At 74.7% G+C, this 13331-nt stretch carries 12 protein-coding genes; 4 read left to right on the top strand and 8 right to left on the bottom strand.

Annotated elements, in window-relative coordinates:
* Positions 1-26: 26 nt before the first annotated feature.
* From AB0H37_RS21820 to AB0H37_RS21790, 7 genes are all read right to left on the bottom strand, one after another.
* On the bottom strand, positions 27-1067 hold the full coding sequence (locus AB0H37_RS21820) for a 3-oxoacyl-[acyl-carrier-protein] synthase III C-terminal domain-containing protein (protein ID WP_329088436.1): 1041 nt from the start codon (positions 1065-1067) through the stop codon (positions 27-29).
* 43 nt (positions 1068-1110) lie between these two features.
* Positions 1111-2469, bottom strand: coding sequence for a condensation domain-containing protein (locus tag AB0H37_RS21815; RefSeq protein ID WP_360614704.1), 1359 nt, complete (start codon positions 2467-2469; stop codon positions 1111-1113).
* Positions 2470-3102 carry a hypothetical protein gene (locus AB0H37_RS21810; RefSeq protein WP_360614702.1) on the bottom strand — a complete coding sequence of 211 codons (633 nt, stop codon included), beginning with the start codon at positions 3100-3102 and terminating at the stop codon, positions 2470-2472.
* Positions 3092-4162, bottom strand: coding sequence for a hypothetical protein (locus AB0H37_RS21805; protein ID WP_360614700.1), 1071 nt, complete (start codon positions 4160-4162; stop codon positions 3092-3094). The genes AB0H37_RS21810 and AB0H37_RS21805 overlap by 11 nt, the downstream gene beginning before the upstream one ends.
* The gene (locus AB0H37_RS21800; RefSeq protein ID WP_360614698.1) at positions 4159-5739 is read right to left on the bottom strand and encodes an arylsulfotransferase family protein; all 1581 of its coding nucleotides are present in this window, start codon (positions 5737-5739) and stop codon (positions 4159-4161) included. Before AB0H37_RS21800 ends, AB0H37_RS21805 begins: the two co-directional genes overlap by 4 nt.
* A gap of 140 nt (positions 5740-5879) precedes the next feature.
* A complete protein-coding gene (locus tag AB0H37_RS21795; RefSeq protein WP_179836101.1) occupies positions 5880-6536 on the bottom strand; it encodes a response regulator transcription factor in 657 nt (218 codons plus the stop codon).
* A gap of 78 nt (positions 6537-6614) precedes the next feature.
* Entirely contained in the window at positions 6615-7478 is an 864-nt protein-coding gene (locus tag AB0H37_RS21790; RefSeq protein WP_360614695.1) for an inositol monophosphatase, read from the bottom strand.
* A 238-nt stretch (positions 7479-7716) separates the two neighbouring features.
* Here AB0H37_RS21790 and AB0H37_RS21785 point away from each other — a divergent pair, with 238 nt between their 5' ends.
* The 4 genes from AB0H37_RS21785 to AB0H37_RS21770 all read left to right on the top strand — a co-directional run bounded on the left by AB0H37_RS21785 (position 7717) and on the right by AB0H37_RS21770 (position 11427).
* On the top strand, positions 7717-7995 hold the full coding sequence (locus AB0H37_RS21785) for an acyl carrier protein (protein WP_179836103.1): 279 nt from the start codon (positions 7717-7719) through the stop codon (positions 7993-7995).
* A gap of 31 nt (positions 7996-8026) precedes the next feature.
* The gene (locus tag AB0H37_RS21780) at positions 8027-9124 is read left to right on the top strand and encodes a DegT/DnrJ/EryC1/StrS family aminotransferase (protein ID WP_360614693.1); all 1098 of its coding nucleotides are present in this window, start codon (positions 8027-8029) and stop codon (positions 9122-9124) included.
* A gap of 1 nt (position 9125) precedes the next feature.
* Positions 9126-10232 (top strand): inositol-3-phosphate synthase, encoded by a 1107-nt coding sequence (locus tag AB0H37_RS21775; RefSeq protein ID WP_179836105.1) that lies wholly within the window; start codon positions 9126-9128, stop codon positions 10230-10232.
* A gap of 100 nt (positions 10233-10332) precedes the next feature.
* A complete protein-coding gene (locus AB0H37_RS21770; RefSeq protein ID WP_360614691.1) occupies positions 10333-11427 on the top strand; it encodes an acyltransferase domain-containing protein in 1095 nt (364 codons plus the stop codon).
* A 124-nt stretch (positions 11428-11551) separates the two neighbouring features.
* Here the strand turns inward: AB0H37_RS21770 and AB0H37_RS21765 are convergent, their stop codons facing one another.
* Positions 11552-13147 (bottom strand): aromatic amino acid ammonia-lyase, encoded by a 1596-nt coding sequence (locus AB0H37_RS21765; protein ID WP_360614689.1) that lies wholly within the window; start codon positions 13145-13147, stop codon positions 11552-11554.
* Positions 13148-13331: the final 184 nt, after the last annotated feature.

The raw sequence follows: 13331 nt of genomic DNA, 5'->3' as shown, positions 1-13331 counted from the left end.
GGATCCGCCGTGCCCGGGGCGGTCGGTCAGGCGCCGCGCAGCAGGACGCTCCAGACGGTGGCGCCGGGGCCGAACGCCATCACGAGGCCGTGCTCCCCGGGTCGCGGCGGGCGGGCGTCCATGAGGCGGCCGAGGACGGCGAGGACCGCCGGGGCCGCGGTGTTGCCGTACTCGCGCATCACCGCGCGCGACTCCGCGACCGACTCCTCCGGGAGCCCGAGCTCCTCGGAGACGCGGTCGATGATGCGCCGGCCGCCCGGGTGCACCGCCCACCAGGCGATGTCCGCCCGGGTGAGGCCGTTGCGGGCCAGGAGCGCGTCGGTGGGGGCGGCCACGGCGGCGGCGGTGACGTCGGGCATGGTCGGCGCGAGCCGGACGTCCATGCCGGAGTCGCCGACGTGGACCTGGAGGTCCCCGGCGTGCCGCGGCACCGACACCAGTCCGGAGTCGAGCACGTCCAGGCCCGCGATCCCCTCCCCGCCCGGACGCATCACCACGGCTGCGGCGCCGTCGCCGAACAGGGTGAGCACGACCGCCTGCTCCTTGTCGTAGGGCGGCGGCTGGAGATGCGGGGAGAACAGGTCCACGCACAGCGCCACCGCGGGCCTGCCGTGCACCTCGACCCAGTTCCGGCACGCGGCCAGCGTGGGGGCCGCCGCGTAGCAGCCCATGGGGCCGAGCGAGAGGAACTCGGTGTCCGGCCCCATGCCGAGCTCGTGGACCAGTGCCTCCAGGCCGGGGGCGGAGTGCGTGGTGGTCGTCGTCGTGATCAGCAGGCCGACCTCGTCCGGGCGCAGCCCCGCGCGCTCCAGGGCGCGGCCGACCGCCTCCCGCCCGAGGGCGCGCGCCTCGGTGAGGCCGCGCCGCATCCGGCGGGCGGTGCTCCAGGCGCGCGGGTCCTCCACGAGCGGGTTGACCGCCATGCCCTTGGTCTCGATGGCGGAGTTGCGGACGATGTCGCCGACCGCGTCGCCGCCCTCGTCGTCCCGCAGGAACGTGGCCAGCTCGTCCATCTTGAGCTGGGGCGGCGCGGCGAAGGTGACGTGGGTGATCCTGGCTGGCGGCATCGCGGACGCCCTTCCTGATGCGGTGCGTTCGGTGGGTGACGGGTCAGGAGACGGGGTCGATCTCGTCGAGGCGGAGGTCGCGCTCGGCGAAGACGACCAGCAGGCGCTCGACGGCGTCCAGGAAGGAGCGGATCCGCGCGGGCGAGAGGTGGGCGGTGTCGGCGAAGAGGCTGAGGCGGACCGCCTCCGGGTCCTCCAGCACCTCGAACGCCTCCAGGAAGAGCGCCACGGTCGCGCGGTCGACCTTCTCGTTCCACTCGAAGGTGGACTCGGCCGGCGGCGCGGCCGGCACCGCGGCGGGCCGCCCGGCGCAGACCGGCGTCCACATGTCGTTGAAGCACACGTCGAGGACGGTGGCCGACGCGTCCCTGATCGCGGCGACCGGCTCGGGGTCGTAGCGGGCGTTGCGCTGCGCGTGCAGGGAGGCGGTGCGGGCCGCCGCCACGACCTCCTGCAGGGTGCCGGCGCGCAGGTCGACGACGAGCGGCGTCTCCTGGCTGAGGGTGGATACCATGCGCCGCAGCTCGGGACGGCCCCGGTTGCCCGACGGCATCCGCATCGCGCAGCGGTCCAGCCCGGTGTGCGCGCCGACGAGCGCCGCCGTCAGCGCGAGCAGCACGTTCGAGGTCCCGGCCCCGCAGCGGTCCGCGGCGCGGCGCAGGGCCCGCGCGGCGGTCTGCGAGCACAGGTCGCCGCGCCAGTAGCGCGCCTCCTCCGGCGTCCTGGAAGGGGTGGGGAACATGGCGGGCGGGGCCGCGTCCAGGGCGGCCCGCCAATGGTCGAGGGCCCGTTCCAGGACCCGCCGCCCGGCCGCCGACCGCTCCTCCTCCGCCAGGTCGAGGGGCTGCGCCGCCCCGCCCTCGGGCTCGCGGCCCTCCAGCAGGTCGAGGAGCTCCCCGTACACCACGCGGGTGCCGAGGAAGTCCGAGGCCATGTGCGACATCCCGAACATGACCATCACCGGCTCGTCGCCGACCGTCCCGATCCGGACCCGGAACGGCAGGCCGTCCACCAGGTCGTAGGGCGTGTCCTGCATCTGGGGCCACCAGCCGCCCACGATCGCGAAGATGCTCTGGTCCGGGTCGACGGCGGCGACCTCCGCCGCCAGCTCGCCCGCGCGCAGCACCTCCTGCTCCGGCCGGGCCGCGTCGCCGCCCGGCCCCGGCCGGAAGCGGGTCCGCAGCGACTCGTGCCGCTCGACCAGCCGGCCGAACGCCTCCAGCACCTGGTCGGTCTTGAGGCCGGGCGGCAGCGGGCCGCCGCCGAGCACGTTGGCGAACGAGGGGAGGCCGGCCATGCTGAGCCGCGCCTCCGCCCACATGTCGAGCTGGCCCCAGGTGAACGGGCCGGTCCCCCCGCGCGCGCCGCGGAACGGGACCCGGTGAACGGTGATCTCGGTCATCTACGATCCTTCGTGTCCAGTGCGGAGCGCCCTGCGGAACTCGGCGGCGTAGTGCTCGCCGATCCGGGTGGGCAGGTTCCGGTGCGGGCTCAGGAAGTGCGGGACCAGGTCGGCCCGGTGCCAGCGCCAGCCGCGCGGCCCCCGGTGGGGACGGGTGGAGGCGGGCAGCGTCCGCGCGGCCTCCCCGCCGGGCGCCGCCGCCTCCCCGTCCGGTGTCTCCCCGGGGGCGTCGATCCACCGCTCCGAGGCGTCCACCAGGGCCAGCGCCTCCGCCGGAGGCGTCGCGGGCGAGAGCGCGTCCCACAGGACGGCGCGGGTCCGGAACCGCGCCTCGCGCAGCTCGGGGAACCGCTCCGCCGTCCGCACGATGGGCAGCACGGCGCGCGCGGTCACCGCCTCGCAGGCGAGCATCGCCAGCACCGGACCGCGCGCCGGCGCCTCCGTCCCGGCCGGCGCGAACGGCGGCGTCCAGTGCCGCTCCCGCGGGCGGGCACCGCACGACCGGCACGCCACCAGCCGGACCGCGACGAGCGTCCCGGTCCCGTCGGTGGGGACGAACGGCGCGGGCCGCAGCTGGGCGGCGGCCTCGCGGCGGGCCATCGCGGCCGCCCGCTCCCTCAGCTCATCGGCCATCGCGGCCTCCCCGGTTCGCGAGGCCGTGCCGCACGGCGGCGACGCCGATCGCGACGAGGACGTCACGGCCGGTGCCGCCGAGCAGCGCCCGGTCCGGCCCGGCCAGCCCCGAGTCGACCCACGACCCGATCGCGTGGCGGGTGAACGGCCCGCCTCCGGGCGGGACCGGCGGGTGGCCCGCGGCGTCGGCGCCGAGCAGGTGCCCCGCGGCCCACACCTCGGCGGCCACCGGCACGAGCTCGTCGGGCAGCCCCTCGATGTGGGGCCCGGCCGCGTCCAGCACCGCCCGGGGGTCCACACCGACCAGGGAGCACGCGTCGTACCAGTGCCAGGCGAACTTGTGCTCGACCGGGTCGCGGTCCACCATGCGCAGGCCGCACCGCGACTCCAGCAGCTCGACCGTGTACGGCCCGGGGTCGGCGGCGGTCCGTCCCGTCCAGTGGGCGGCGGGCGGCCGCTCGCCGGGGGCGAAGACGGTCGCGCGCAGCTCGCCCCGGTGGCCGACGATCGTCTCGTCCACGCCGTGGTCCACCAGGTGCGGCACCGTCGCGACGACGGGGATCCCCTGCTTGCGGCAGAAGACGACGACCATCTCGTCGTCGTCCTGGACGTCGTCGGGGATCTCCGCCAGGTAGGCGGCCAGCTCCCGGGCGCGGTCCACGGGGAGGACGAAGCCCTGGCACGGCGTCCACTCGGTGAGGGACAGCGGGGCGTAGGAGGCGCCCGCGACCGCCGCGCGCCGGACCAGGTAGGAGTTCTGCGGGCTGTTCCAGTGGGAGTAGAAGGAGACGCCGTCCTCCGGGTGCCGGGCGACCGTCTCGACCACCTGCTCGGCGAACCCCGGGGCGAGGGCGATGTCGTCCTGGAGCACCATGTGGTGCGTGACGCCGTCCTGGATCCGCGCCCAGGCGCGCTTGGCGGTGCGCAGCGGGCTCGGGGCGCCGTCCGGGTCGGGGTCGCAGACCGGCGTGGCGTTCAGCGGGGCGCAGGCCCGCACGAGCGGCGGGATGCGCTCGGCCCGGCGCGGGTGGTACATGATCGAGACGCCGACCCTGATCATGACGCCTCCGTGTTCGGCGTGACGGCCGAGGTCCCGAGCACCCGGCCCGAGGCGTCGAGCGCCTCGGCCTTCAGGTAGCGCGGCGCCGCACCGGCCCGGGAGGGCGGGCGGACCGCGGTGTCGAGCCCGTTCCATCCGGCCCGGGCGTAGGGCTTCAGGTCGTCCCGGGCGTCTCCGGCGAGGATCCGCCAGCGGGCGACGCCGGTCGCCCCGTTCCAGACCGCGTGGACGGAGCCGTCCCGCACGCTCACGGTGGGCGGTTCGGCGGGGCGGCCCGTCCACGCCTGGCGGTAGAGCCGGTACGAGGTCCAGCCCTGGGGCAGCGTCGCGTCGAAGAGCAGGGCGCCGCTCCGCGAGAACTCCGAGATCCGTCCCGCCGCGCCCCAGCTCACGGAGGTGTTGCCGTTGGGGAGGTCCTGCGCACTGCCCTCGTGCGTCGACGAGACGTGCGCGGGGTGGGTGATCTGCCGGACGAGCCGGGTCGTCCTGCGGGCCGGGTCCACGCGGATCCAGGCGACCCGCGACTCGTAGCCCTCCAGGAGCTGGTTGGCGCCGTTGTCGAAGATCTTGACGGTGTCGCGGCCCGCCGGCGTCGCGTCGTGCTGCCAGTTGAACCGCACCCCGGCGCCGAGCGGGAAGCTGGTGCGGCGGCCGCCGAGCCGCCAGAGGATCCGGCCGGTGCGGCGGTCCACCTTGAACACCGTCGACAGGTGGCGGCCCGAGATCAGCAGGTTGCCGTCGGTGTCCTCGCTCACGGAGTTGACGTGGAAGTAGTCGAAGGGCTGCTCGCCGTACATGAAGGGGGGAGCGTCGCTGTCGGCGGGGGGCACGTGCGCGAGGGCGCTCCAGCTCATCAGCGTCCTGCCGGTGGCGATGTCGATCTCCTCGACGACGCTGTCCTCCACTTTGCCATCCTTGGCCCCGCCCAGGGACGACAGGTCCGCCGGCACGGTCCGGTAGCCGGTGACCAGCGCGGTGCCCCGCGGGGTGATGCGGAACTCGTGCAGGTCGGCCGGGGCCGTCGTGCCCCGCACCGTGGCGATGACGCGGTAGTTCTCGTCGGCGACGTAGCCGGTGCCTATCCCGCCCCCGCGCGTGGTCACCGTGCCCTGCCACCAGGTCAGGACGTCGCGGCCCCGGTAGCGCTGCACCCGAAGGTCGGTGGCGAACTGGCCGTCCGGGACCGGGTGGAACCACACCGGCCGCCCGTGCTCGTCGAGGATCTCCGGACCGTGCGGGCCGTTGACCGCGGCCGGGGCCTTGGGCGACGCCTGCGCCAGGGCCTGCGCCTGGGCCTGCATCGGGCTCTGCGCCGGGGCCTGCGCGCCGCCCCCGTCCGTGGGCGGGCCGGAGAGCTGGGGAGTGGTGAACAGCAGGCCGGGCGCGGTGCCCGGCCGGAGCCTTCGGACATCGAAGCGGGGCGCCGCCGAGCCGTCGCCCGCCGGGGCGCTCACCGGCGCGGCCGGCGCGGAGGGTCCGCCCGGCCGCGTCCCGGCCGGTTGCGCCCCACCGAGGACGATCAACAGGCTCAGCCCGCCGGCGGCGGCGGCGGACGAGCCCAGGTCGATACGGATCACGCGTCTTCTCCTCCATCGGGCCGGGCGGTCTCCCGGCCCGGCTCACGCCATGCTCGGCCCGGGAGATCGGGACGCGTAAGGCACCGATGGACGCGCGACCAGCCGGATGGATGTGCATGTCCGGATGGCCAGGCCCGCCGCTACGCCGCGGAGATCATCCCCTGCCGGATCGCGATCACCACCGCGGCGGTCCGGTTCGGCGCGCCGAGCTTGAGCATGACGCTGGTGACGAGCCGCTTGGCGCCGTGGTCGGAGATCGAGAGGCGGCGCGCGATCTGCTTGTTGCTCAGCCCCTCGGCCAGCAGCGCGAGCGTCTCGTTCTCGCGCGGGGTCAGCACCGCGGGACGCACCGACCCGGACGGCACCGGCGAGCCCGCGCGGGCCAGCAGCTCCCGGCCCACCCGGGCGGGCATGGGCATCTCGCCGAGCATCATCCTGCTCAGCGCCTCCCCGAGGTCCGGGGCGGTCAGGTCCTGCTGGATCAGGAACCCGTCGGCGGCGGCCGCGCCGCCGAACGACGAACCGGACGCCTCCAGCTCGTCCAGCAGCATCAGCACCTTCGTCCGCGGCAGCGCGGCGGTGAGCTCGGACGCCGCCGCGCCCTCCGCGCTCGTCACCACGAGCGCGTCGACGTCTCCCCCGGCGACGGCGGCCTCCACCGAACGCCGGGTCGTGCAGTGTCTGACGGAGCCGACGCTCGGCAACAGGTCCAGCACGGCCTCCAGGCCGCGCCCGACCACCACGTTGTCCACGTAGATCACGACGTTCAGGCAGTCGGTCGCGATGTTCTCGGTCATGTCTCCACGCTCTTTTCTCATGGCGGATCGTGCGCCCGTTCGTGCGGGGCCTCAGCCATCAAAAGCGACGACGAACGTTCAGGCCAGAGAGTTGTCGTCTTCCAGCCACCCTTGGAGGAACGGGAACCGTTCCAGCGCGGCGACCACCGCGGCACCCCATTCGTCCAGGCCCGGCCGCCACGCGGCGAACGCGCCGGGGCGGTGGACGGAGGGCTCGGCGGGCACCGCGGCGAACGTGCCGCCGGAGGCGGTGACGAGCACCCGGCCCGCCGCGCAGTCCCAGGCGAACGCGTCGGGCGTGACGGCCATGTCCGCCCGGCCGGTGGCGACGTAGGCGAGGGCGAGCGCCGCCGAGCCGATGCGCCGCACGTCGGCGGCGGCGAGCAGCTCGGTGAACAGGGCCAGCTCGGCCGGGTCGGGGACGGTCCCGGCCCGGGGCAGGTCGGTCAGCACCATCGGCACCGCCCGCGCCGGCTCCACCGGCACGGGACGGCCCCCGCGCAGCAGCCGGCCTCCGGCGGCGGTGTACGTCTCGTCCCGCGCGGGCTCGTGGACGCACCCGCCGACCGGCTCCCCGCGCAGCGTGACGCCGATCGACACGCAGAACAGCGGCAGGCCCCGCGAGAAGTTGTGCGTGCCGTCGATCGGGTCGACGTACCAGCGCACGTCCCGTCCGGGACCGTCCCCCGCCTCGCCGGCCCCGCCCTCTTCTCCCACGACGACCGAGCCGGGGCAGGCCCCGGTCAGCTCCGCCCTGATCATCGCCTCCGCCGCCGCGTCCGCCTCGGTGACCACGTCGTGCGCGTGCGTGCCCGTCTTGGCGCGCGCGGACGTCATCGTCCCCGGACCGTCCAGCAGCGCCCGGCCGGCCCGCCGCGCCGCCCGCGCGGCCGCCCCGACCAGAGCCTCGACGTCGTCCCCGTGAATTCCTTGAAAGTCCATTCGCGCACACTATTCGGACGCGGGACAATCCGGCCGCCCATTCGGGCATACCGTTTCGAGCGAGGAGGCGGGATTCTCCGCGCCGGGCAGGATTCGACGAAATATCGTTTCCCAGGTATGCCCGTCCAGGCAGTACACAAGCGCGGATGGTCAGGGGTGACGCCGCCCTGGAAATGGTGGCGACAATCGCCGTTAATCGGCTCTCAGACGAGACGAGCAAGCGAGGCGAGGAGACCCCATGACGGGTTCGACCCTGACAACGTCCACCGACGAGCTGCGCACGTGGCTCATCCAGCGGATCGCCGAGTACCTGGAGAAGGACGCGGCCGAGATCGACGCCGAGGCCACCTTCGAGGCGCAGGGACTGGACTCGATGGCCGCGCTGACGCTCTGCGACGACATCGAGGACCAGATGGGCCTCGTCGTGGAGCCCACCCTGGCCTGGGACCACCCCACGATCGACAAGCTGGCGGACTTCCTCATCAGGACCGCCGCCGAGACCGAGGCGTCCCGGTGACCGTCCTCCCCTCCGGCGGAGGCGCCGGCTGATGGACCTCGGACAACGGCGCTGGCCTCCGGAACCCGCCGAGGAGGAGCTCAAGCTCCTCGCAGAGGTGGCGCGCTCCCGGATCTGGACGGACGGGCCGTGGACCGCCGAGGTCGAGCGCCGCATGGAGCGGCTGACCGGCGCCCCCTGCGCGGTGGCGTTCAACAGCTGCACCTCGGCGCTGCACGCCGCGCTCCACGCGATGGGCTGCGTGCGCGGCACCCGCGTGGCGGTCCCGGCGCTGACGTTCGCCGGGACCGTCACCGGGGCCGCGCACATCGGCGCGGAGATGGCGTTCACCGACGTCGATCCCGGAACGCTCAACGTCACCGGCCGCCTGCCGGAGGCCGGCATCGTTCTCGCGGTCGACCTGCACGGGGTCCCGCACGGGCTGGACCGCGTCCGCGCGGCCGGGCGTCCCGTGCTGACCGACGCGTGCCAGTCGATCGGGACGGTCCTGGACGGCCGGCACGTCGGCGCGGCCGGGACGCACGCCTGGTCGTTCTCCTCGGCCAAGCTGATCGCCGCGCCGGACGGCGGCGCCGTCACCACCGGCGACGCCGGGATCGCGGAGCGGCTCAGGGAGCTGAGGGACTACGGCGTCCCGGCCGGGGAGTCGCGCTCGAACGCGGCCGTGGTCAGGGCCGGCGGGCACAACTGGCGCCCGTCCGAGCTGAGCATGGCCATGGTGGCGCACCGGCTGGACGGCCTGGACCGGTGGACGGCGCGGGCCCGCGCCGTCACCGGCCGCCTGCACGAGGCCATGGACCGGCTCGGCCTGTGGCGGCAGTCGGCCGGGGAGGCGGCGGAACCCGCCTGGCACAAGATCCGCTTCGGGGCGCCCGGCTGGGCCCCGGAGGAGGCGGCCCGGATGGAGCGGGACCTCGCGAAGGCGGGGATCCCGACGCACCGCTGGGGCCTGGTCCCCCTGAACCGCCACCCCGCCTTCGGCGGGTCCGGGCGGGCGGGGCCCCCGGTGGCGGAGGCCGCGGCGGCGGGCACCCTGTGCCTCGGCACCGAGGCCGCGCCGCCGATGACGTGGAACGACGATGAGGTAGAGCAGGTCTGCCGCATCCTGGAAACGATCATAGGAAGCTGAAATGGATACTCCTCTCGTTCGGGTCGGCATCATCGGTGTCGGGAACTGCGCCCGCGCCCTGCTGGAGGGCACGGCCTACTACCGCTCCTCGCCCGGCGTCACCGCCGGCCTGATGTTCCCCGAGGTCGGCCCGTACGGCGCCGGCGCCCTGGAACCCGTCGCCGCCTGGGACGTCGACGTCGAGAAGGTCGGCAAAGATCTGTGGACCGCCCGCGCGGCGGGGCAGAACCTCCCCGTCGGCATCGGCGGCGACCTGCTGCCGGTCGGCGCGGACGTGCGCGTCCTGCGCGCCCCGACGCTGGACGGCGCGGGCGTCAAGTACCGGGAGCGGATCACCGTCGCCGACGACTCGGCCGACGACCGCGCCGCGATCGTCGAGCAGGTCCGGGCCGCCAGGGTCGACGTCCTGCTCAACTACCTGCCCGTCGGCTCGCAGGAGGCGACCGAGTGGTGGGCCGGCGTCGCGCTGGAGGCGGGCGTCGGGTTCGTCAACAACGTGCCGGTGTTCATCGCGCGCCGCGACCACTGGCGCGACCGGTTCCGCGAGGCGGGCCTGCCGCTCATCGGCGACGACATCAAGTCGCAGCTCGGCGCCACCTACCTGCACCGGGTGCTGGTGCGGGCGTTCTCGGACCGGGGCATCACCCTGGACCGGACGTACCAGCTGAACGTCGGCGGCAACATGGACTTCTTCAACATGCTGGAGCGCGACCGCCTCGCCTCCAAGCGCGAGTCCAAGACCTCGGCGGTCACCGACGCCTACGCCGGCGAGCTCGGCGAGGACGACGTCCACATCGGGCCGTCGGACTACGTGAAGTTCCTCGGCGACACCAAGAAGGCGTTCATCCGCTGCGAGGGCCGCGGCTTCGGCGGCGCGCCGATCGACATGGAGATCCAGCTCACCGTCCCGGACTCGCCGAACTCGGCGGGGGTCGTCATCGACGCCGCCCGGATCGCCAGGCTGGCCATGGACCGCGGCGACACCGCGGTCGACGAGTGGGTGTCGGCGTGGCTGTTCAAGGCGCCGCCGCGCGCGGTCGCCCAGGAGTCCGACCAGGTCGCCCGCGAGCGCCTCGTCCGCTGGATCGCCGGCGAGACCGGCCGGTGACGGCACGGTGACGACCGGGCCGGGCCGCGCGAGCGGTCCGGCCCTTCCCGTCCCGGCCGGGGACGGGTCCGAGAAGGGCGACGCGAGAAGGGTGACGCCGATGGACAGGACCACCACGATCACCGCCGACCTGGACGGAGCACCGCGGCTGGTGTTCGTCTTCCCCGGCCAGGGCGCCCAGTGGGTGGGCATGGGCCGGGGGCTGCTGGAGTCGAGCCCGGTGTTCGCCGGCGCGCTGGAGGAGTGCGCCGCCGCCGTGGAGGCGGAGCTGGGCTGGTCGCCGCGGCGGCGGCTGGAGAGCGACGAGCCGCTGTCGGCGGTGGCGGAGATCCAGCCGACGCTCTGGGCGTTCCAGGTGGCGCTCGCCGCGGTCTGGCTGGACTGGGGTGTCGAGCCGGACCTCATCATCGGGCACAGCATGGGCGAGATCGCCGCCGCCACGGCCGCCGGCGCCCTCTCCGTCCGGGACGCCGCAGCGGTCGTGTGCCGCCGCGGCGTCCTGCTTCAGGAACTCGGCGCGGCGGGCGCGATGTGGGCGGTCGGACTCGGGGAGAAGGAGGCCGAGGAGGCGATCGGAGAGCACGCGGACCTCGTGTGCGCCGGGGTGCTCAACAGCGACCGCTTCACCGTCCTGTCGGGCGCCCCGGAGGCCATCGCGCGGATCGTCGCGCCGCTGCGGGAGCGCGGCGTGTTCTGCCGCCGCGTGGCGGTCGGGTACGCCTCGCACGGGCCGCAGGTCGAGCCGATCCGCGACGGCCTGCGCGAGGCGCTCGCCGGGGTGCGGGCGCAGGCGCCCGCGATCCCGCTGCACTCGACGGTCTGGGACCGCCCGGTCGCGGGGCCGGAGCTGGACGGCGGGTACTGGATGGAGAACGTGCGGCGCCCCGTGCGGTTCGCGCCCGCGGTCCGGTCCGTGCTGTCGGGCAGCGAGCCGGCGCTGTTCGTCGAGATCAGCCCGCACCCGCTGCTGGTCTCGGCGGTGGGCGACGCCATCGAGGCCACGGGCGCGGCGGCCGGGACCGTGGCGTCCCTGGTGCGCCGGCAGCCCGAGACGGAGACCCTGCTGGCGGCGCTCGGCGCCGTCTACGCCGCGGGCCGCACGCCCGACTGGTCACGGGTGCGGGCGGCCGGGCGGCGCGTCCCGCTGCCCGCCCGGCCCTGGCAGCGCCGCCGGTTCTGGGTGGACCCGGGATGAGCCTGCCCGGCCGGTAGCACCGCGCGACCGAACGGCCCCCGCCCCTCCCCGGTGGTACCGGAGGGGCGGGGGCCGTTCCGGTGCGCACGGTCCCCCGTGCGCACCCCCCGGGTCGGCGGCCCGTTCAGCCGAGGGCGGGCACGCCGTTCGTGCTCTCGGTGACGGCCCGGCGCAGCTCGCCGGAGCGGACGGCCTCCCGGACCCGCCGGATGTCGTCCTGGAGGGGGCGGTCGCCGTCCAGGAACGGCGAGATCTTGCGGACCAGGGTGTGGGCGGCGGCGGTCGCGGAGCTCAGGTGCTCCAGCCCCCGCAGGTCGGCGGCCTGGCACAGGGCGATCAGGTGGATCGCGGCGACCTCCTGCGCCAGCTCCACGACCGACCGCGCGTCCCGCGCGGCGATCGTGCCCATGCTCACCTTGTCCTGGTTGTGGGCCTCGGTGGAGCGGGAGAAGGACGTCGCGGGCATCGTCCACCGCTGCGCCTCGGCCACCAGCGACGACGCGCTGATCTGCATGCCCTTGAAGCCGTGGTGCAGGCCCGCGTCCCAGCTCCCGGCCTCGTAGCGGGGGATGAGGTTGGGCGTCAGGCCGTTGTTGAACTTCTCGTCGACGACCAGCTCCAGCTGGCGGTCGAGCAGGTCGGCGACGCTGGCCACCGCGATCTTCAGCGAGTCCATCGTCTGGCCGACGTGCCCGCCGTAGAAGTTGCCGCCGTTGAGGACCGTCCCGTCGGGATGGAAAAGGGGGTTGTCGTTGGAGGAGTTGACCTCGATCTCCAGCATCTGCTCGGTCCAGATGAGGGTGTCGCGCAGCGCTCCCACCACGTGCGGCGCGCAGCGGATCGAGTAGCGGTCCTGGATGGGCCGTTCGAGCTGGCGGTAGCCGTCCCCCGCCCACGTCTCGTCCGCGCCGGGGCCGGCGCCGGCGTCCCCGCCGGCCAGCAGCCCCCGGATCGTGCGGGCGCTCGTGAGGACGCCCTCGTGCGGCTTCTGCTGGAACAGGAAGTCGTCGAAGTGCGCCGGGTTGCCGAGCAGCACCTGGCTCGCCATCGACGTGCACAGCTCCGCCGTGTACGCCAGCTCGCCGGCGTCATGGGCGGCGAGGACGGCGAACCCCGACATGAACGACGTGCCGTTGACCAGCGCCAGGCCCTCCTTGGCCTCCAACTCCACCGGGGTCAGCCCGGCGTCCGCGAGGGCGGCGGCGGCCGTGCGCCGCTCGCCGGCGTGCAGGACGTCCCCCTCACCGGTCAGCATCCGGGCCACGTAGCTGAGCGGGACGAGGTCGCCGCTGGCGCCGACCGACCCGCGCTCCGGGATGAGCGGCAGGATGTCCTGGTTGAGGCAGTCCAGCAGCAGCTCCACGACGCGCGGCCGTATCGCGGAGTAGCCCCGGGCGAGGCAGTTGGCACGCACCAGCAGCGTCGCGCGCAGGACGTCCGGCTCGGCCGTCGCCCCGGTCCCGCAGTTCAGGAAGCGCAGCAGGTTCTCCTGCAGCGCGGCGCTCTTGTCCCCGTGGATCTGGCGGGTGTTGCTGTCGCCGAAGCCCGCGGTCACCCCGTAGATCGGCAGGCCCGCCGCGATGAGGTCGGCCTTGGCCCGCGTGGTGGCGTCCATCCGCGCCACGGCATCGGCGGCCAGGCCGACGCGAGGGCGGCGCGCCGCCCTCGCGACCGTCACGGTCTCCGTCAGGGTCAGCCGGTGGCCGTCGATCGGCAGCACCGGTGAATCATGCGATGAGGAAAACGCCGCGGAGAGCTTATCCGCCATTGCGCAAACTCCATTCTCATTCAGGCGTCCGGTACCGGAATTCTGTGCAGCGCACCCGGTATCGGATAATCCCTATGCCGCCGCGCTCACGCGCTGCCTTTATGGGCATGCCTGGCCTTTGTGGGGGGGATGCCCG

Source organism: Actinomadura sp. NPDC023710, assembly GCF_040639875.1.
GTDB classification, from domain to species: domain Bacteria; phylum Actinomycetota; class Actinomycetes; order Streptosporangiales; family Streptosporangiaceae; genus Spirillospora; species Spirillospora citrea.
This window is presented reverse-complemented; position numbering and strand designations above follow the sequence as displayed.